Origin of the sequence: Methylovulum sp. (assembly GCF_028687615.1) — a bacterium.
In the GTDB taxonomy this organism is placed as follows: Bacteria; Pseudomonadota; Gammaproteobacteria; order Methylococcales; family Methylomonadaceae; genus Methylovulum.
This window is the reverse complement of the sequence record NZ_JAQTZU010000007.1, coordinates 139,272-157,446: the sequence shown is the minus strand read 5'-3', so window position 1 is coordinate 157,446 and position 18,175 is coordinate 139,272. Positions and strand designations below refer to the sequence as shown.

Below are 18,175 nucleotides of genomic sequence, written 5' to 3'. Positions count from 1 at the left end.
TTTGCGAGGCTCCCTTCAGCGTTTTGTATTTTTTCTCGGACGGCGTGCGTGGTCGTGGCTGTTCCGTGTAGTAGTTGCCCCATAGCTTTTGCTCCTTGAGTTTAGGATATAGTAAACCATTTAAATGTGGGACTAAACACTATAGACTGGCGTTGAGCTGACGTTCGGTATTTTTCCAAAGCCTACGGCACTTCTCCAACCAGACGGAAGAACGTTCGACGCCCCGGCGTTGTGTTGTTTAGCGGTTTAGCAATGCTGGCGGCGTTGTGTTGTTTAGCGGTTTAGCAATGCTGGCGGCGGTGACGTAATTCTGCCGCCAAGGCTTAACAATAAAGGCGTTTAGAGTTCAGGCACGGTTGGCCTATCGTACTTTGGGCGGCGGCGATGGCCGAGGGCGAATCCGTGCGGTTGAGTTCGGTACACCAATTAGCTGGGTCAATGCAGTAGCCGGTTTCCCAGCGTGACGTTGACCAATGGACAATAACGCCAGCAGTTCCGGCTCAACGCCGCTTCCAAACGGTTTAGGTTGCACCGGTACTGACTTTGATGCAGCTCATCTTCACGCCGCATGCAATGCCCGCCCGGCATCTTCCAGCTCGTGCCAAGGACTGTCGGGCCGTCCCGGTGTAGCTTGGCAATCAGGCAGGCGGCCTTGGCGCCATGCTGGCGCGGAGAAATTCCTGGAAGACCAGCGGTTCCGACTGATGTCGGTCACTCCTCATGTCACCACGGCCTTCCCGCCGAGCTTCATTTCCAGTGGCAATGGTGATCCGCTCGAACCGCAGGCGGTTGCGTTGGCGAGGCAGCTCGATGCCCTAGGGGTTCGAGTTGATACGCTGTTCTTTCCGAGCCATGCTCCGGCGCTTGGGCATGAATACCAGTTCAACCTCGATACGGCCGCCGGGCAGGAAGCACTGAAGGGGATGCTCGCTTTTCTCGCTTCCATTCCCAAAGCCAAAGAAGCAACTACAACAACGCAATGAATCCATAAAACCTTGACCAAAGGAGAAGAAATGACTCCTCAACAACAACCGTATTTACCCGCCATAAAGATGCGCCTCCTAAAGGGCATTCCCGCCCTATTTGCGCTGCCGATCCTGCTGGCGTTGACCTGCAACGTGGTGGCGCGGGCCGCCACACTGGAAGGAACGGCCGCTTACCGCGAACGCATCGCGCTACCGCCCGATGCGGTGTTCGAGGCCGTACTACAGGATATTCCGGGAGCCGATGCGCAACCGCAAGTGCTGGGCCGGACAATCGTCGATCCCGCCGGGCAGTCGCCGTTCCATTTCCAGATAGGCTACGACGAAGCAGCCGTACAGCCGGATACGCACTATACCGTAACCGCCACCATCAAACGCGGGGGGCGCCTGCTTTTCACCACTCGCCAAAGACGCCTGGTCTTTACTTGTGTCGAGGCTCCCCTCCAAATAATGCTGGTGTCCGCGGCCGACCTGAAGCCGCCGGCGTTCTTCGCGCGGTTGCCCGCCTCCTACGAACACGAGGTTCCGGGGGCGAACAGCCTGATCCGCTGGCACCTGGACTTGCTTCCCCGTGGCGAGTACCAGTTGCGCAGAACCTACCTGGACAAACCGGCGTCCAATCAATTCGATCAAATCGGCCGCTGGCAATACGACAGCAAACGCGGCACATTAAGGCTAGATGTATAGTTCCGTGCGATCATATACCCACCTGAGACATCAGGCCAAGCCTTATCGTAAGCACTATGGTAAAAATGGCTACCGAGGCACCATTCCTGCCCGCGTGGACATTGATGAGCGCCCCGCTATAGTGGACGAAAAAAACCGCTTAGGCGGGAGGCCGATACCGTCATAGGTAAAGGCCATCAAGGGGTTTTGGTAACCCTGACGGAACGAGTCTCCAAATTGAATCTGGTTATCCCTATTATCCGTAAGGAAGCCGAGCTGACCAAAGACGCTATTATTCAAGCCCTAAAGCCTTTTGCTGCTGATAATGACCGTGAGTTTTGTCGGCATAGCGAGATAGCCAAGTAATTGGATTATAAGACTTATTTCGCTAAGCCTTATCATTCATGGGCACGGGGTTTGAATGAAAATCATAACGGCTTACCGAGGCAATATTTCCCTAAGAATCAACCCTTGGATCAGGTGACCCAAGACGACGCTAACAAAGCCTTAGCGGGGCAAAACCCACGATCTAGAAAAAAATTAAATTACAAAACACCCTGGGAAGTGTTTTGTGAAATGGCTTCACTTAAGACCGATGATTTGCTGGGTGTTGCATTTATGAGTTGAATTCGCCTTTCAATGACCACCAAAAAACTAAGTTAGGATGGAGGGAGCAGTGGATTGGCTATTTTATCTAATCAATTGAATTTCTAAAGACAACGGCAAATTTTGCCAAATTTTATCAGCGGTCATAATCGGCATTTTTTCGATCAACCCCGTTGCTAAACAAGCCCTATCGCCTAACGATAGGCCAAAAGGCGCAGTCATCGGCCATAATTCACCTGCTGTGTCCGCATGTTGCATATTAAAGGCGACAAACCGAAGACCTAAAATTTCTAGGTTTTTGTATATGGCCTTATCATCGATTGACCTAGCGTGTAATTTTTGGACAACCTCGCACCAATTCACCGTTGACATAAAAGCCACTGGCAAAACGTGTTCTACCAGCAAGCAACCTTGTTCTTGCTGTAAATAAGCCAGTAATGCAGAGGCATCCAAGATCATTGGATGTTATCCATTTGCTCAGCTTTCGCCTCAACCCTTCTTTGCTGAATCAACTCATCCGCCAAACTGACTGTTTTTGGGATGGTTGCCATAAGCGACAATAGCTCCTGCTTGGCTTGTAGTTGCTTTTTTTCTTCCGATAACATTTTCCGTATGGCTTGGGATACAAATTCCTGTGCATTTGGATGTTGTAATAACTCTTGACCTAACTCATCAGGTAACTCTATCGCTAATTGCATATGATTATCCTTATAAAACAAGTAACCTTTTATTAAACAGATAGCCCAAATTTTGTATCAAACAGATAACCAGGGGTCATGGTTGCTGTTACCAAAGAATCGACTTAAAGGCGTTGACTGGTTCTACCAATTTCCATGTTTTTGGGCGAGGTCTATGAATGGGCATGGAAATTAGCTCTGTGTGTGATTATAACATAGTGATAATTCGACACTGATTGACCATGATAGTGAATGGTAAACACCATATACCATCAGTGACTGCGTGATTCTTGCGTGAAATATGCGTGTAACGCTTGTATTTCGTGGTGCTCAGTTATGCCAATCACGCAAAAAACCATAATATAATACCAATAAAAACAATTAGCTACGCTGTAATAATGTGATTTGTAATCAGCCGGTCGATGGTTCTAGCCCCATCTACGGCTCCAAAGAATTCAAAGGCTTAGGCGTTTTCACCTAGGCATTTTTATGTCTATCGTTAATTTTTATCAATTTAGTCCTAGTTAGTATTCTAGCTGTAACTGTATTTCTTTGAACTTCTCAGGACATTCCCACCTATACTTCCGCTCCACTACCTATTATTAATCAAATACATCAGCGTCCCTTTTGTAACGGCTGAATATCTATCCCATTTGTCCCATGCCCTTTTGGCATCCTTAGCTGTCTTTGATTTGCTGACATGAGGGGTAACTTCAATAAAATCATCTAATGTAAACCCTAAATCTGAATGCCTCATTGAAGCAGCGAGCCTGCCATAATCTGAATGCTTCCCCAGATATTTTCCAGATTTTAGAGTTTTTTTAATTAAATAACTCATGTCTTTTCAAATTGGCTGATTATCTCTCAAGCTTGAAATATTTACGACACGGCTGTTCATCCCGTATCCCGCTGAAAAATCACAAACCTTTCAAAATACTCTTGCGCATCCTGAGATAAAAATCTTCTATCACGTCAATAAATGAACCTTGTTTTTGCCAAAAAGCCGGAAAATCACCACCTTTTTTGACCAGCATGGCGGGGATAAGCGCGGCTTGGGCGGGGTCTATGCTATTGGGTAGCGGCTGTTGGCCTTGCCAGAACTGTTTAATGGCTATGGCTTGGGGAAGATCAGTGGGAACGGGGCGGGTGTAATAACTGTCCACAGGGACCAGTTCTGCCTCCGCACCGCTTTTAGCGTCACTTAGCACCTTGCCCAAAGGCGATTTCGCCAGTTCTTGCACCAGTTTTTCCGGTGCCAGGCCGCGCATTTCAAACAGCAAAAACGGGGCTTGATCAAATAACCCGGCCAGACGGTAACAGACCCCGGCGATATGCTTGCACGGCACGGCATAATCAGGGCAGTTGCAAGCCACTTTAAAATCTTTATAGCTGTTCGGCAATAAATGCACGCCCGTTTCGGCAAACACGGTTTCGATGTTTTCGGGAATTTCGTCCAATAACAATTTGGCGATAAAGCTCGCCCGTTGCGTGAGCTTTTGGATAATCGCTTGCCATTGCGCAGCGCTCAAATGCAACATTTGTACGCTGACTTTATAGGTCGGCTCTTTATACACGCCAAAATAGGGATTGACGTTGCCGCGTATGTTGGCCTCTACTTTTCCGTCGTGCACCAGCCAGTGTTTGATACGGTTGTCGGTGGAATAGGAACGTCCGCGCTGCAAGCGTCCGCTGTCGGTAAAATCTTCTAGGGCGGCGATAAACTTTTGTCCCCACCAGGTTTTTGCGGCTTTGCCCATGTCAGTCTTCCATAATGCTGTGTTTATTAAGGGCGATCAGTTCTTTAAAGGCCCGGTTGTCGAGCTTGGTCAGCCAGCTTTCGTCATTGCCGACGATGCTGTCCGCCATTTTTTGTTTGTCAGTGATCATTTGGTCGATGCGTTCTTCCAGCGTCCCTAATGTGATGAATTTATGCACGAAGACATTTTTTTGCTGGCCGATACGGAAGGCGCGGTCAGTGGCCTGGTTTTCGACGGCGGGGTTCCACCAGCGGTCAAAATGAAAGACATGGTTGGCGCGCGTCAAGGTGATGCCCACGCCGCCCGCTTTCAGCGAGAGGATAAACACCGCTGGCTCGCTGTCGGGGTTTTGGAAGTCGGCTATCATTTGTTCACGTTTGTTACGTTGCGTGCCGCCGTGCAGATAATAGGTTTTATGGTGTTTGTCGCGGCTCAGGTAACGGTTCAGATGCTCGCCGATTTCGGTGAATTGGGTAAATACCAGGACGCTGTCGCCTTCCGCCATCGCTTCTTCGAGCATGTCGCCGATGCGCTCCAGTTTATGCGAACGCTCCGGCGTAAACGCGCTGCCATCTTGTAAAAACTGCATGGGATGGTTGCAGATTTGTTTCAGTTTCATCAAGGTGGACAGCATCAAGCCCTGGCGTTGGATGCCTTCGCTTGCTTCCAATTGTTTGACCACGTCCTGCACCACCACTTCATACAACGAAGCCTGTTCCTTGCTGAGGTTACAGTAAATTTTATTGTCGATTTTGTCCGGCAAGTCTTTGATGATGTTTTTATCGGTTTTCAAACGCCGTAAAATAAATGGCTGGATGAGCCGTTTCAGTACCGCCGATTGGATAGGGTCATTGTCACGCTGCACGGGCAATTCATAGATTTTGCGGAACTGCGCCTGTTTGCCCAAATAGCCGGGATTTAGGAAGTTGAATATCGACCATAAATCCATCAGGCGGTTTTCCACAGGCGTACCCGTTAAGGCCAGACGCGATTTGGCGGGCAGTTTTAAGATGGCTTTGGTTTGCGCGGCGGTGGGGTTTTTGATGTTTTGCGCTTCATCCAAGACGATCCGCCGCCAGTTCTGCGCTTCCAGCAGTTTGTTGTCTTTACGGGCCAAGGTGTACGAGGTGATCAGCACATCATGCTGCCCGCATAATTCCGTGAAAGCGGCGGTATTTTGTTCGCGGCGGCTGCCGTGGTGGATCAGAGCGGTCAACTGCGGGGCGAATTTTTCCAGTTCTTTTTGCCAATTGCCAATCACCGAAGTGGGGGCGATCAGCAAGGACGGGGCGGGTTTATCTTGCTCTTGTTCGCGCTCTAACAGCAATAAACTAATGACTTGCATGGTTTTCCCCAAGCCCATGTCATCCGCCAAGCAACCATTCAGCCCTAAACTCTCTAAATAGCGCAACCACGCCACACCGCGCTTTTGATAATCGCGCAACTGGGCGTTGAGGGTTGCCGGATTGTCTATCAACTCCAACTGGCTGGTGTCGGACAATTTCGCCAGCATTTGCGCCAAGCTGTCATGGACATCCAATTCAAAACTATCGGCCTCTTCCGCCAATTTTTTGAGCAAATCCTGCATAGCCCAATCCGGCCTATCTTGAGGTTGCTGCATAAACGCCAGCATCTCCTGCATGGAATCCCTATCCAATTGCATCCATTGGCCACGGAAATACACCAGCGGCGTTTTGGACTCGACCAATTGTTGCCATTCTTCGGGACTTAAGGTCTCATCACCTAAAGCCAGCTCGTACTGGTAGTCGGTCAGGGTGTCCATGGAAAAATAGCCCTTTGCCGCCGCTGGCTTGCTTGTACTTTTCCCGGTACGCAGCCGGATCTTGGCGCGGCGGCGGCCTTTGGGCGTGAGCCAGGCCGGAATAATGATTTTATATCCGGCATCTTCCAGTAGCCACGCGCTTTCTTGCAGAAATTCAAACGCCTCATCCAAAGTCAGTTGCACGCTGTCCGGTTCGCTGCCTTCCATGCCTTGCCAGAGTTTGGGATAGATGCGGGCGGCTTGCGCCAAATTGACCAATATCTGTTGTTCAAGCGTTGCCCCGGAAGCTGGTTGCAAGAATTGATAAAAGTGGCTTTTATGCGCCCAAAAATCCGCCAAATCGATTTTCAGGGATGGGTCTTGCTGCGAAGACAAAAAGAACCCCAAACTCCAGTGGTCAACGCGCTCGGCATCCGCTTCCATTAATTGCAAACCTAGCTGCAAAGTATTTTGCGACGGTGTCCCCAGCAGTTTTTGTTGCCATTGCCGCCATGCCGTAAACTCATCCGGCACTTGCTGGCAGGTCTTGATAGTTCCCTCGCTTAATTTATGAAACAACATCGTTTCCAAAAAGTCATAGCGGACTTTTTTCACAAACACGTCCGGCATGTCTTTAGCGGCAGCCGCCAGTATGTCGTCAACCAGCACCTCGGCAAAATGCCGCAACAGGGATTCGGGTTCGAGTTGTTGGCTGCAAACCAAAGGCATGGAAGCAACCGCTCTTTGGATCAGGCTTTCGTAGCCGCTGGATACGATTTGCCAGCGCCGATAGAAGCTGATGTTTTTGCCCGATTTCTGGCTCAGTAGCATCGGCAGGTATTGGTCTTTTGCCAGAAATGGTTTCAAGGATTGGCTAAACCAATACCAAAATAAAAAATCACTACCCAGCCGGACATTGCTGACTTGGTAACAGGACAAGAAATGGATGTTGTTGATGGTCTTCAGCGGGTTGGACAAAGGATAGGCGTAGACCTGCCACGCTTGCAAAGTGATTGCGCCATCACTATCGACAGTTTGCAATTCAGGCGACGGCAAAGGTTTGCCTGCGTAAGTCGGCAATAACAGCGGCACCATCGCCCCCAGATTCGGCTTGACGCCAACCACCGCCAGTTCGGTTGTTAAATACGCCAGGCAGGCTTTTTCTTTTAAATGCTGGGGATGTTCGGTATCGGGGACTTTGGTGCGAACCTCGTCGCTTTCTATCCACAGATAAAACGCGCCGGATTGGATAAAATCTTGAGTGGCTTGTGGCAACCAGATGCCATGGATGATATTCATGAATGCGTAAAACAGAAAAATAGAATGGGTTTTGTTGGCTTTTAGTTGGATTCGACCCAAATAGCCGGACGGTTTCCAGCGTTATCCTTACCAGATACTTGAACTGCCAGGACTTGCTTTACCTATTCGACGGAACCGATAAATTCCCAGGGATTCAAGAGTCCAACACCGGTAGACTCAAAATCACCCACATTTCGGGTCACCACAGTCATCCCATGAACCAGCGCCGTGGCTGCGATGATGGCATCTCGGTCTGAGCGGGGATCAGGCACATGAAGTTTGGCGCAACAAAATGCGACAGCGGTGTCAAACGCAAGAATGCGTTCAGAAAACGCCGGCAATACCTGGCTGTTGAGCCAGGAACGGAGCATTGCCCCTTGTGCCGGATCCCGCCGTTCAACCAAAAGCAAACCTGTTTCGATTCCCAAAATAGAAATCACCGATAGAAAAAGGCTGGCTGCCGAAACAGTATTGGCCCACGCCACCACGTTTTTATCCGCTTTACCTGACTTCGCTTTTCTCAATTCAGAAACGATGTGGGTGTCCAGCAAGTATTAATTTTCCCATAAGTTCTTGCACAGTATGTTGATGGTACTGTTAGCAAGAACTTATGGGATTGTAATACCCATTCAATAAGTTATGTGTGTTTCATAAGTGCTTGCCAAAAAATTTAGCGAACACAGACCATTTCCAGTGCAAGCACTTATGAAACAATTAATACATGACCATTAAGACAAGTCCGCTGGCAGATGAAGCCCTTTATTTAAGCGTGGCGGTTCAAAATCAATGTCGGCAGCGTCCGGCATTGCCAGTAGCTCGACAATGCTTTCCTGCTTGCCCGTGATTTTTTGATAGTCTTCAATGGTCATTAAAACATGCGACGGATGACCCCGGTCGGTAATAAAGACAGGCCCATTCACGACAGCCCGTTTTACCCTGCTCGCATCTTGGTTAAATTCCCTGCTAGAAACGGTTGTGATGCCCATATTATCAGGATTCTTCTGCTGGCCGATGCTTAACGCAAGCCGTTCCCGCGCCTGCCCTTCCGGTAACAAATGGGCAAAAAAACGATGGGCAATGAATGCTTGGGCTGAAAAGGCTGCATTTTGCAACGGCAAGCTGATAGATAGGGGAAAACCGCTGGCAAGCCATTCTTCTGCATAGCGGAAGGCCATGATATTAAAGCTATTCCGCCATAAATAGCCGACTAACTGATCTTCAAACCATACATTCAGCTCATCATCCATTACTTGCCGCCCCTCGGCACCACGCGTATTTCAAGCCCAAGGCAGGCCAATAATTTGAATATTTTGCCAATTTGGCAGGTGGCTTTGCCGCGTTCACATTCGCCAATAAACCGTTCGCCCAGCATGGAAATTTCAGACACGTCGTTAATGCGTACCTGTTGGCTTTTACGATGACGGCGTATCAGCGCCCCTAATTCTTCCGCCGTTGAGACCTTCCCGTAAGGTATTTTATTATCTGAATCCATGTTAATGCCTACGATTATTACCGATAAGTAATATTTTATAGAATAACTTAACTTTCACAAAACAATATTACTGTTAGGGAATATTTTGATGCCACAGAATACGGCTGGGCATTGTTAGTGTCCCATTGGCCACTGCTTCTGACCCGTATTCGGCGACGGAATAGGCTTGAACGGAGGTGTCAGTCAATTCCCAGGATTGGAAGCCCAGGTTCAAATAATCAATCCAACTGCCTTCAAACGGCATGTTGCAGCAATCCACTTTGCCATGCAAAATGCAAAGACTTACCTATTCTCAAACCGATTCAAATCAAACAACCCCGCCTCAATCGGAAACTTCTTGCGATACGCCGCATGTAGCGTGTCGGTATGCGCCCAAAATTGCGGGTTCGTCCGCCTAATTGCAAACCGTGCGCTCAAATCGGTATAAGCCGCTTTGGAATTTAGCTTTTTCACCGTCTCGATAAACATTGGCAATTGATAAACACCCAAGCGATAAAACGCGTTCGGGTAAGCTCCCAGAAAACCTGGCACTAGCGTTAAGGTATCTTCGTCCAACAAACGGCGGTCTTCTTCTTTGAATAATTCAGATACATTGCTGTGCGCACTATTGCGTAACAAGGTGAAGTGGTGGCTTTGTTGTTGCGTGTCGATGAGGGTGATGAACACGGTTTCAGGCAGGTACGAAACGGCTTTGCCTTTAAGACTGGCGAGCTGTTTTAGCAAACCCAATGCGTCTGGCAACGATGTTTCCGTCAATTCGTAACGGTTATCCAGCACGGGTTTGAGATGCTGTTTCCACAGTCCGGTAAATTCAAGCCACGGGTCTTGGGTTTTATAGAGGATGCCCGTGTTTTGAAAATACAAACGCTGGCTATCGTGCAAATGCTCAAACACGGTATCGGGGGCATTGCGGTACCATTTATTCTGTACCGTCTCCCGCATTGACATCGGCAAAAATGCGAGGACATTTTGTTCGCCTTCCATGCGCAAAAAATCCATGTACAAGCGGGCTTGCAATTGATGGGCGGTCGTGCCGAAGACATCAAAACCCGCCACCAGCAAGTAATGGATGCGCTCCAGCAAGGGGTAGCCGAGAATCATCGCGGTTTGTGGCTGTTCGCCCACCAAACCGTGGACGATGCTGGCATTGTCGAAATTTCTAAACACGGTCAGCGCGGCATTTTGGTTGTTGCCGTCACCATCCCATAACAGGGAAAGATTGGGCAGGTTTTGCCCGACCAGCACTTTATTTAACAATTGACTTTTGGCACGGAGATAGCGTGTCTCTTGATCCGCGAACGATTGCCATTTCAACAAACTGGTCAAATCCTGGTCGCTAATCGGCAGGTCAACTTGCTTGAGTGCGCTCGCCAAAAAATTTTGGCTTTCTTGAGCCGGATGGTCGGGATGGACAAAACCTATCCAGAAATAATCATTGATGACATTGATCGCCACTTGCCCACGGCAAACCGGGCCTTTGATAAACCCCATCACGGTGAATTGGGCCTCATCGAGCATCAGCCGATAACGCGAACGCACCGGGATTTGTTCAAAGGCGACAAACGGATTAGTGGCGACTTCCGGTTGATAGGAGGGCAAGTGCGTGACTTCGTAAGGTGCGTCAAGAAACCAGCTTTTGATACGCTGCATCCTGGCATCATTCAGCGCGTAAGGCATGTGGGTTTTTGCCAAAATCGTACCCCGCACCGGACGCAGACGGTAGTAAACCTGTGCCACTTGCGGATTGGCAAACGGTCGTCGTGAGTTAATCAATTGGATGGGTTGGCCTGGCGGCGTTTTCGAACGCACCAGTTCAAAAAAATTGTGTTCTGGCAGCTCATCGAAATATAAATGCGCGAGGAACCAGTGTTCGTAAATATAACGGCCCATCAATTGCGCTTTGAGGCTATCGCCGTTTAAAAACACTTCCCATTTAAGGGCGCGATCACGTTGTTTTTTTGCCAGGGGCTGAGGTTTTTCAATAGGCGCACCCGCTTCCAGCCAACGCACCAAGGTTTGCTGTTCCTTGTTGGTCAGTGCGGGCAAACCATAAGGCATCCCCCATTCTGGATGGTCTTCGGCGTAATCGGCAAATTCTTCCAGCACCGGACAGGATTCGTCCCGGTACAAGTCAAAATCGAAATGCTCGGCGGGCAGTAAGCCTGCTTTCGGGAAAAGATGCTGCTTTTTCAGTTGCAACATTTTCGCCATGACACTGGCTTCCCGATTCGTGGCCGGATCGTCGTTGCGTTCATTAAGTACCGGGCCAAAGCCTTTTAGCCGCCATTGGCTGTTGTCCTGGGCATCGGTAAACAGCCGTGTCGGTGTCATCATCGACAATCTTACTTCATCATAAATTTTTTCTTTACTCGCGCCACGGGTGATGCCTTCGTAACTGCCCATTTGCAATTGGCAAGGCGCGTCGAAACAGCCGTGGCAGACCGCGCAACGGCTATCGGTGATGGGTTTGACATCACGTCGGTAGCTGACGGTGGTAAGGCTGGTGATGGGATGGTCGAAACGGGCGGGATCGGCAACGCCGTATTGTTGGTCGAGTAGGTGGCGGGTATAAGCTGCACAACTTGCCAGCAACAATAACAGGGAAAATAGCAGTAAGTTGCGCATGGGGGACCTTGGTTTAGTAGCTGAGACTTAGAACGTGTTTTAAAGGCGCGAAAAAAAACGAAAAAGGTTTGTTTACCATGATTTTTAGTTTCGACCCCGAGTCTGTGCTTATCAGGTTTGGGTTTGAATCGCGGTCATCCTGACCACACTAGGCGGACTGGAAGTTTGCGCTCCAACCGCGCGGACAAAATCAACGCCTCTGCCAACCGGAAGTGGTCTGCACATATTGCCCTGACGGCGTCTGTCCTATGACTTTTTGCGCGGTGAGCCGTGCGACATCTTCCACAGATGCGCCATTTTTGGCGGCTATGCGCTGGTATTCCGCCTGCCGTTGGGCATTGATGTCTTGTACCAGCACCTTTACATCGGCAGGCGCGTCAGGATTAACCAGCCCCAAGTAACCGTTCATCTGCTCGCCCACTATACCAGAGGATTTAGCCTGGGCCAGATCGACCGCAAGGACATCCATAGAGACCAGTATTAAGCCTAGAAACAGCGGGGCCAGAAACCCCATCAACTTTTTGTTGTTCATCAATCTCTCCTAAAACAGCCCTTTCTTGTTGGAAATCAGTTCATCCACGTCTTTTTCCACTTTCAAGCGGATCTCGTGATCGATTTTTATGTTCATATTAATCTCAATGGGTTTCTCCGGTGCTTCAAACCTGACGGATGGCGTACATCCTGACAGGTAACAAACACTCCATAAGATGCCTGTACACTTTATTGCATTGCAGTTCATTGACTTCTCCGATCCGCTGGCGGCGGCTTAGGTTGTTGTTCCCCGACCGGGGGGTTCAGCAGCGGTTTTGCTGATTTTTTAGTCTTGGCCGGCTTAGGTTTCGCCTCTTCCAAAATGACCCGCTCGAAATCGCCTGCCATAAAGCCTCTTTGTAGAAGCTCCGGCAAATGCCCGCTAAGGTTCAGGTTGAATGCGAGCGGATGCCCTGATAACACTTCAGGATTGCCGCCCTCCATGCGTAAACCCAGATGATAGTCGCCATTGGGCCGATAATTTACCTTGGCCTGCAAACTATGGTACTCCAGATTGCGCAAAGCCCTAAAAGCCAGATTTTCCTTATCGGCAACCGGCCCTTGGTAGCGTAACACGCCGGGGCGCGTTCCGTTCAATGAGCCGGCCAGCAATTCAATGGAATCCACGCCGAGTTTTAACGGCAGTTCCCCATTGACCGTGCCCGTGGCGGTCAAATCTTTGTAGTGAAGGCTGGACAACAATTGCGACAAATCGACGTTCCTCACCCGCAACGTCAACAATACCGGACGTTGACCGACATTGACCGTAGCTGGCAACACCTCCACAAGACCATCATAAATCGACAGCATACCTTGTTCCACCGTCAATTCGTGCCCCGAATAGCGTACTTTGGCAATCAGATTGCGGGCGGTCATCCCCTTGCCGATGGCAAGGCTGGGGACATCCGCAAACAAAGCCACGGAACGGCTGGCAAGGTCATCACTATCGACATTGATAGTGCCATTTTCAATTTGCACCGAACCCGTTGCCAAAGCCACATCAAAAGCTTTGAAGTGCGCCGCCCCTGAAACGATGCGCCCAGTTTGCCAGCGCAACTTGATCACGCCCTGGATTTGTCCGCTGGAAAGATGCCACTCACGGGTCATTTCGGGCAACCACGGCTGCACCAATTCGAGCACTTCCGTAGCAGCCATATCCAGTCGCCCATCGACAACAACTGCACCGGATTTAGCCATCGACAAGTCCGTGTTGGCGAGATAGCGGTTGTCCCGGGACAGGAATGCCTTACCTTGCACAATACCGAAATGGTCAGATGCCCTGCCGTTAAAATCCAGTTGCATCATCGCTATGTTGGGCATTATCCAGGGTTTAACCGATGTTGTTATTGCCGCTTGCAAAGTCTCCGGTAGCAGGGAACTTGTGCCCAACCATTGGACGAGTGCGCCAACGCCGGCATGTACCCTGGCTTGCTGGACGGGTTGATCCAACTGTTCGGTAATTAACTCAAAAACCTTGCCGCCCGGTGGTTGTTCGACAACTACCTTGGCGGTGCGGAAACCGGATTCCAGTTCAATTTGGATGGATTGTTTGGCATCTTCAAATTTTGCTTCGATCACCTCCGCTGTTCCGCGCTTGATTTGTGCACTTCCGGCAAAGCGGGTCAAACCCAATGCGGTGCTGGCTTCAAAATCGAGGTTTTCGATGGTCAATTGGTCGAGCGGAAAAACCATTGCACCAGACCCGTTACCGCCTTTAGCGGCAGGCTTTCCAGCCGACGGGAATGCCAACCTCAGCCGTGCATGGCCCACGGAAATAGCCTTTACTTTGGGAACACTGAAGTCATAGACATTGAAGTGGTAGCCAATCTTTACATCTTCCAGCCTGGCAACCAACAACCCTGCCCCCGTCTCAATGCCGAATTCCATTTCTGACAGTCCAGCCTGGGTAAAACCCAACTGGAAACCCGAAATTTTCGGCGATAACAAAGCCGTCCGGTCGAGAAATTGCTGCAATGCCAACTGCATCATAAACGAACGCTTCCACCAGACCGCCAAGCCAATAATCATCAGGACAATGACACCCGCCATGACCAGACGAGACATTAATTTACGGGGATTCCGGGCGCTATGTTCAGATGCTGGGGGTGGTTTGATGGACACGGGTCACAATCCAAGGCGGAGTAGAAGTAGTAGGTAGCCGTTCATAACTTAACCGCAGTTATTATTAATTTTTCCATCACGTTTTCGGTTTTTTTAAGTAGGGTACGCTGTATCTCTGGGGCACAAAAAACCTGGCAGGTCTTGATCCGCGAATTTATTCCATGCACATTCCTTACATAGCTCAACTCATAACTGCCCGGCAACCAACACCACCGGATGCACCACGTCCAGTTTAATTCCCCGCTCCCGCAATCCTGCCGCGATATGCAAAGCACAACCCATATTGGAACTGACCAAGATGTCCGGCTGCTTTTGCAAAACACTCTCCAACACATCGTTCAACAAGGTTTGCGCCATCTTGGGATGGTCGAGCATATAACTGCCCGCCGAACCGCAGCATTGCACGGTTTCCGGCAAGGGGGCGAGGGTGAGGCCAGGGATTTGCCCTAATAGTTTGAAAACGCTTTGCTCGCTACGCAGGACATTTTTTAAGGAACAAGGCGTGTGTACACAGACGGTTTTGGGCAAGGGCTTAAGCCGTTTCGATAAATCACTGGCGAATTGGCTTAAAAATTGGCTGATGTCCATGACTTTACCGGCAAAACCACTATTTGAGTATTCACGCAACTGGCTACCGCAACCGCTGGCGATGCTGATGATTGCATCCAATTCCAGCCCGCCGAAACTGCGGACATTGTCTTCCGCCAATTGTGCGGCGATGGTTTGGTCGCCGTCATGCAAAGCCAAGGCACCGCAACAAGTCTGTTGCTTGGGCAAATACACATCGCAACCGACAGTGGTCAAAACCTGGATGGCGGCATGGATGGTTTTTTGATCTAGCCATGCGCCCATGCAGCCAACAAACAGGCCGACATTGCCGTGTTTTTCACCGCTTGCCGGATAAAAGTTTGCTAGCACGGCGGGCTGCTTAGTTTCAGGCAACAGGCGTTCAATTGGCTGGAAGCCCAATAATTGCGGCAGTTTCAACCAGCGTGCGCTGGATTGCAAATGGCTGGTTTGATAAAACCGCAAGGATTTTTGCAGCAAACGCCTGGCGTTTTGATTATGCGCGACTTTTTTTATCAGCGACACCCGCACCGAGCTTTTGCGCCCTGTTTGGATTTGGTTGCGGAAATTGTCGATCAAACGGCTGTATGGCACGACAGCCGGACACACCCGTTCACAAGACCGGCATAACAGGCAATTATCGATATGTTCGACCAGTTTTTCCGAGCTTGCCAATTTTTGCCCCGCCCATGCCTGGATCAAGGCGATACGCCCGCGTGGTGATTCGTTTTCGTTCTGCGTGTGCGTGTAAGTCGGGCAATGCGGCAAGCATAAGCCACACTTCACGCATAGATCCGCGTCTTTCAGTAAATCATTCATGATGTTGATTGGCGAGTGCGTCCATGATTTGTGTATATTCGTCCAGTTTGGGGCGGTACAAATACAAGCCCAAGACGGACATCAGGGTGAAGATAGTTAAGGTGTTAAATTGGTCGCCGAGCAGGAACATGACAAAACCATAGATGCCAGGGCTTTGGATTAATGACATGGAAACCAATACCGTGACTAGATAACGGTTTTTGGCGGCTTTATCGTAAGCCACCTGCCCTATCGGCATGGTTTGGTTCAAGCGCAACTGGATATGCCGGAGCAAATTGGTGAAAGGGAAGGTTACGATGGCGACACTGTACAGCAGCGTCCTAATCAGTTCACGCCGGGAATCCGACAAGGCGTCCGGCAAGGCGTATTGCAAGCTTTCACCCTGGGTTTGGCAAATGGTCACTGACACTAACAGCATCACTGCCATAACCGCCACAAGCAGCCACGGCAGCCTAAGATCAGTTTGCAATTGTTGACGGTCAACGCGGTTGTGCATAAATGTTCCTGATAAAAGTAAAAGCTGGCTATGATAGCAAACCGCGCCAGACGTGGCTCAAGACGCTTTCGCCAATTTGCTGTTATGGATGGAATACACGAAATACACGATCAGGCCAATCACCAGCCAAACCACAAAACGCAACCACGTTATCGCTGGCAAAAATGCCATCAATGCCCCGCAGGACAACATGCCCAACACCGGCAGCAAGGGGCTGAACGGGGTGCGGAACGGGCGCGGCAAATCCGGTTGGGTGATACGCAAGACAATCGCGCCAAAACAAACCAGCACAAACGCCGCCAAGGTGCCGATATTGACCAATTCAGCCAATTCACCCAAGGGAATCAAGCCCGCAATCAAGGAAATGAGCACACCGCAAAGGACGATCACCCGCACTGGCGTTTGGGTTTTCTCATGAACTTGGCTAAAAAACGGTGATAGCAAACCATCACGCGACATGGCGTAAATAATCCGCGTCAAACCGTAATACAACACCAACATCACGGTGGTCAACCCGGCGATCACGCCGGTGGAAATTAATGCCGACGCCCAAGTAAAACCCAGCAAAGTCAGGGCATGGGCAACGGGCGAAGAGACGTTCAAATCAGTATAGGGCACGACACCGGTCAACAAAGCGGAAACCACAATATAAATGAACGTACAAAAAGCCAGCGAACCAATCAGGCCAAACGGCAAGTCCCGTTGTGGATTTTGCGCTTCTTCGGTGGCGGTTGAAACGGCATCAAAGCCGACATAAGCGAAAAAAACCAGCGACGCCCCCGCCAATACGCCCGTGGTTTTGCCATCGGGTAAGGTTTGGAACCAACCGAACGGCATGAAGGGATGCCACAAGTCGGGATTGACGTTAAACGCGGCGACGCAGATAAAGATAAGGATGGTGATCAGCTTGACGGCGACCATCGCATTGTTCGCTTTGGCGCTCTGTTTCACCCCCATGATCAACACGCACATCAGCAATAAAATAATCCCCGCCGCCGGCAGGTTGATGATGCCGCCCAATTGCGGCGCTTTGGTCAATACGTCTGGTAGGCCAAAACCCATATTGGTCAAGGCGTTGTTGAGATAACCCGACCAGCCATTGGCAACGGCGGCTACCGAAATGGCATATTCCAGCAACAAATCCCAACCGATGATAAACGCCGCCAATTCACCAAAAGCCGCATAGCTGTAACCATAAGCACTGCCGCAACCACCCACGGCAGCCGCCAGTTCCGCATAAGACAAGGCGGCAAAGGCACAGGCAAAACCGGCGATAAAAAATGACAAAACAATCGCAGGGCCGGACTGTGTAGCGGCGGCAATCCCGGTCAACACAAAAATGCCCGTACCGATAATCGCGCCTATGCCCAGAAAAGCCAAATCCCAGGAAGAAAGGCAACGCTTCAGCCCATGTTCAGGCAGATCGTATGAAATATGCTTGGTGCGGAAAATCTGTAGCGCGCGGAAAGATTGCAAAGACATGGTAAATCCCTGTGAATTGAAGTTAAGCGATTATATTGATTGTTTCATAAGTGATTGCATTGGGCATAATATTTATTAACCAAACTTTTGAGGCAAGCACTTATGAAACACACATAACTTATTGAATGGATATTACAATCCCATAAGTTCTTGCTTTAGTATTATTAGGATGTAGTGCAAGAACTTATGGGATTGTAATAACGTATATAAAATCGAATGTTGGTTTTGGCAACCGGTACGAAATACCCTGCCACTATCGGTAATGGTTAAATACGTTGACCCATGATAAAAT

Annotated in this window: 19 protein-coding genes and 1 pseudogene; 4 read left to right on the top strand and 16 right to left on the bottom strand. The window is 49.7% G+C overall.

Translation table 11 applies throughout. The annotated features are described in order from the left end of the window. Positions 1–139: 139 nt before the first annotated feature. Positions 140–232: pseudogene (locus PHH59_RS06205) on the bottom strand (IS5/IS1182 family transposase); the annotation flags it as partial. Between the two features lie 241 nt (positions 233–473). On the opposite strand from PHH59_RS06205, the gene PHH59_RS06200 reads away from it, so the two are divergent. The 4 genes from PHH59_RS06200 (at position 474) to PHH59_RS06185 (ending at position 2,276) form a co-directional block, all read left to right on the top strand. Next, a complete protein-coding gene (locus PHH59_RS06200) occupies positions 474–983 on the top strand; it encodes a hypothetical protein (protein WP_300012818.1) in 510 nt (169 codons plus the stop codon). Positions 984–995: 12 nt separating this feature from the next. Then, entirely contained in the window at positions 996–1,670 is a 675-nt protein-coding gene (locus tag PHH59_RS06195; RefSeq protein ID WP_300012815.1) for a YbaY family lipoprotein, read from the top strand. Between the two features lie 216 nt (positions 1,671–1,886). Further along, on the top strand, positions 1,887–2,015 hold the full coding sequence (locus PHH59_RS06190; protein WP_300012812.1) for a hypothetical protein: 129 nt from the start codon (positions 1,887–1,889) through the stop codon (positions 2,013–2,015). A 51-nt stretch (positions 2,016–2,066) separates the two neighbouring features. Then, positions 2,067–2,276 (top strand): hypothetical protein, encoded by a 210-nt coding sequence (locus PHH59_RS06185; RefSeq protein ID WP_300012809.1) that lies wholly within the window; start codon positions 2,067–2,069, stop codon positions 2,274–2,276. A 63-nt stretch (positions 2,277–2,339) separates the two neighbouring features. Here PHH59_RS06185 and PHH59_RS06180 read toward each other — a convergent pair whose 3' ends face one another. From PHH59_RS06180 to PHH59_RS06110, 15 genes are all read right to left on the bottom strand, one after another. Further along, positions 2,340–2,714 (bottom strand): type II toxin-antitoxin system VapC family toxin, encoded by a 375-nt coding sequence (locus PHH59_RS06180; RefSeq protein ID WP_300012806.1) that lies wholly within the window; start codon positions 2,712–2,714, stop codon positions 2,340–2,342. Further along, entirely contained in the window at positions 2,711–2,953 is a 243-nt protein-coding gene (locus tag PHH59_RS06175) for a hypothetical protein (protein ID WP_300012804.1), read from the bottom strand. Before PHH59_RS06175 ends, PHH59_RS06180 begins: the two co-directional genes overlap by 4 nt. A gap of 571 nt (positions 2,954–3,524) precedes the next feature. Next, complete coding sequence (locus tag PHH59_RS06170) at positions 3,525–3,770, bottom strand: hypothetical protein (protein ID WP_300012801.1); 246 nt, start codon at positions 3,768–3,770, stop codon at positions 3,525–3,527. A 79-nt stretch (positions 3,771–3,849) separates the two neighbouring features. After that, positions 3,850–4,689, bottom strand: a complete 840-nt coding sequence (locus PHH59_RS06165) for an SWIM zinc finger family protein (protein WP_300012796.1) — start codon at positions 4,687–4,689, stop codon at positions 3,850–3,852. A gap of 1 nt (position 4,690) precedes the next feature. Next, complete coding sequence (locus PHH59_RS06160; RefSeq protein ID WP_300012793.1) at positions 4,691–7,750, bottom strand: DEAD/DEAH box helicase; 3,060 nt, start codon at positions 7,748–7,750, stop codon at positions 4,691–4,693. 122 nt (positions 7,751–7,872) lie between these two features. Continuing rightward, the gene (locus PHH59_RS06155; protein ID WP_300012790.1) at positions 7,873–8,301 is read right to left on the bottom strand and encodes a type II toxin-antitoxin system VapC family toxin; all 429 of its coding nucleotides are present in this window, start codon (positions 8,299–8,301) and stop codon (positions 7,873–7,875) included. A 177-nt stretch (positions 8,302–8,478) separates the two neighbouring features. Then, positions 8,479–8,997 carry a type II toxin-antitoxin system prevent-host-death family antitoxin gene (locus PHH59_RS06150; RefSeq protein ID WP_300012787.1) on the bottom strand — a complete coding sequence of 173 codons (519 nt, stop codon included), beginning with the start codon at positions 8,995–8,997 and terminating at the stop codon, positions 8,479–8,481. Continuing rightward, positions 8,997–9,242, bottom strand: a complete 246-nt coding sequence (locus PHH59_RS06145; RefSeq protein WP_300012784.1) for a hypothetical protein — start codon at positions 9,240–9,242, stop codon at positions 8,997–8,999. Before PHH59_RS06145 ends, PHH59_RS06150 begins: the two co-directional genes overlap by 1 nt. Before the next feature lie 282 nt (positions 9,243–9,524). Next, a complete protein-coding gene (locus tag PHH59_RS06140; protein WP_300012781.1) occupies positions 9,525–11,867 on the bottom strand; it encodes a fatty acid cis/trans isomerase in 2,343 nt (780 codons plus the stop codon). A gap of 190 nt (positions 11,868–12,057) precedes the next feature. Further along, positions 12,058–12,399, bottom strand: coding sequence for a YdbL family protein (locus PHH59_RS06135; protein ID WP_300012778.1), 342 nt, complete (start codon positions 12,397–12,399; stop codon positions 12,058–12,060). Positions 12,400–12,408: 9 nt separating this feature from the next. Further along, a complete protein-coding gene (locus PHH59_RS06130; RefSeq protein ID WP_300012775.1) occupies positions 12,409–12,606 on the bottom strand; it encodes a YnbE family lipoprotein in 198 nt (65 codons plus the stop codon). After that, positions 12,603–14,462, bottom strand: coding sequence for a YdbH domain-containing protein (locus tag PHH59_RS06125; RefSeq protein ID WP_300012772.1), 1,860 nt, complete (start codon positions 14,460–14,462; stop codon positions 12,603–12,605). The genes PHH59_RS06130 and PHH59_RS06125 overlap by 4 nt, the downstream gene beginning before the upstream one ends. Positions 14,463–14,705: 243 nt before the next feature. Then, positions 14,706–15,905 carry a (Fe-S)-binding protein gene (locus PHH59_RS06120; RefSeq protein WP_300012769.1) on the bottom strand — a complete coding sequence of 400 codons (1,200 nt, stop codon included), beginning with the start codon at positions 15,903–15,905 and terminating at the stop codon, positions 14,706–14,708. Further along, a complete protein-coding gene (locus PHH59_RS06115) occupies positions 15,898–16,401 on the bottom strand; it encodes a hypothetical protein (protein ID WP_300012766.1) in 504 nt (167 codons plus the stop codon). The genes PHH59_RS06120 and PHH59_RS06115 overlap by 8 nt, the downstream gene beginning before the upstream one ends. Before the next feature lie 57 nt (positions 16,402–16,458). Continuing rightward, on the bottom strand, positions 16,459–17,883 hold the full coding sequence (locus tag PHH59_RS06110; protein ID WP_300012764.1) for an amino acid permease: 1,425 nt from the start codon (positions 17,881–17,883) through the stop codon (positions 16,459–16,461). Positions 17,884–18,175 lie beyond the last annotated feature (292 nt).

Coding starts and splice junctions, on each gene's coding strand:
- PHH59_RS06200 (WP_300012818.1), top strand. CDS start 474: ATGGACAATAACGCCAGCAGTTCCGGCTCAACGCCGCTTCCAAACGGT.
- PHH59_RS06180 (WP_300012806.1), bottom strand. CDS start 2,714: ATGATCTTGGATGCCTCTGCATTACTGGCTTATTTACAGCAAGAACAA.
- PHH59_RS06175 (WP_300012804.1), bottom strand. CDS start 2,953: ATGCAATTAGCGATAGAGTTACCTGATGAGTTAGGTCAAGAGTTATTA.
- PHH59_RS06170 (WP_300012801.1), bottom strand. CDS start 3,770: ATGAGTTATTTAATTAAAAAAACTCTAAAATCTGGAAAATATCTGGGG.
- PHH59_RS06165 (WP_300012796.1), bottom strand. CDS start 4,689: ATGGGCAAAGCCGCAAAAACCTGGTGGGGACAAAAGTTTATCGCCGCC.
- PHH59_RS06160 (WP_300012793.1), bottom strand. CDS start 7,750: ATGAATATCATCCATGGCATCTGGTTGCCACAAGCCACTCAAGATTTT.
- PHH59_RS06150 (WP_300012787.1), bottom strand. CDS start 8,997: ATGGATGATGAGCTGAATGTATGGTTTGAAGATCAGTTAGTCGGCTAT.
- PHH59_RS06145 (WP_300012784.1), bottom strand. CDS start 9,242: ATGGATTCAGATAATAAAATACCTTACGGGAAGGTCTCAACGGCGGAA.
- PHH59_RS06140 (WP_300012781.1), bottom strand. CDS start 11,867: ATGCGCAACTTACTGCTATTTTCCCTGTTATTGTTGCTGGCAAGTTGT.
- PHH59_RS06135 (WP_300012778.1), bottom strand. CDS start 12,399: ATGAACAACAAAAAGTTGATGGGGTTTCTGGCCCCGCTGTTTCTAGGC.
- PHH59_RS06130 (WP_300012775.1), bottom strand. CDS start 12,606: ATGAACTGCAATGCAATAAAGTGTACAGGCATCTTATGGAGTGTTTGT.
- PHH59_RS06125 (WP_300012772.1), bottom strand. CDS start 14,462: ATGTCTCGTCTGGTCATGGCGGGTGTCATTGTCCTGATGATTATTGGC.
- PHH59_RS06120 (WP_300012769.1), bottom strand. CDS start 15,905: ATGAATGATTTACTGAAAGACGCGGATCTATGCGTGAAGTGTGGCTTA.
- PHH59_RS06115 (WP_300012766.1), bottom strand. CDS start 16,401: ATGCACAACCGCGTTGACCGTCAACAATTGCAAACTGATCTTAGGCTG.
- PHH59_RS06110 (WP_300012764.1), bottom strand. CDS start 17,883: ATGTCTTTGCAATCTTTCCGCGCGCTACAGATTTTCCGCACCAAGCAT.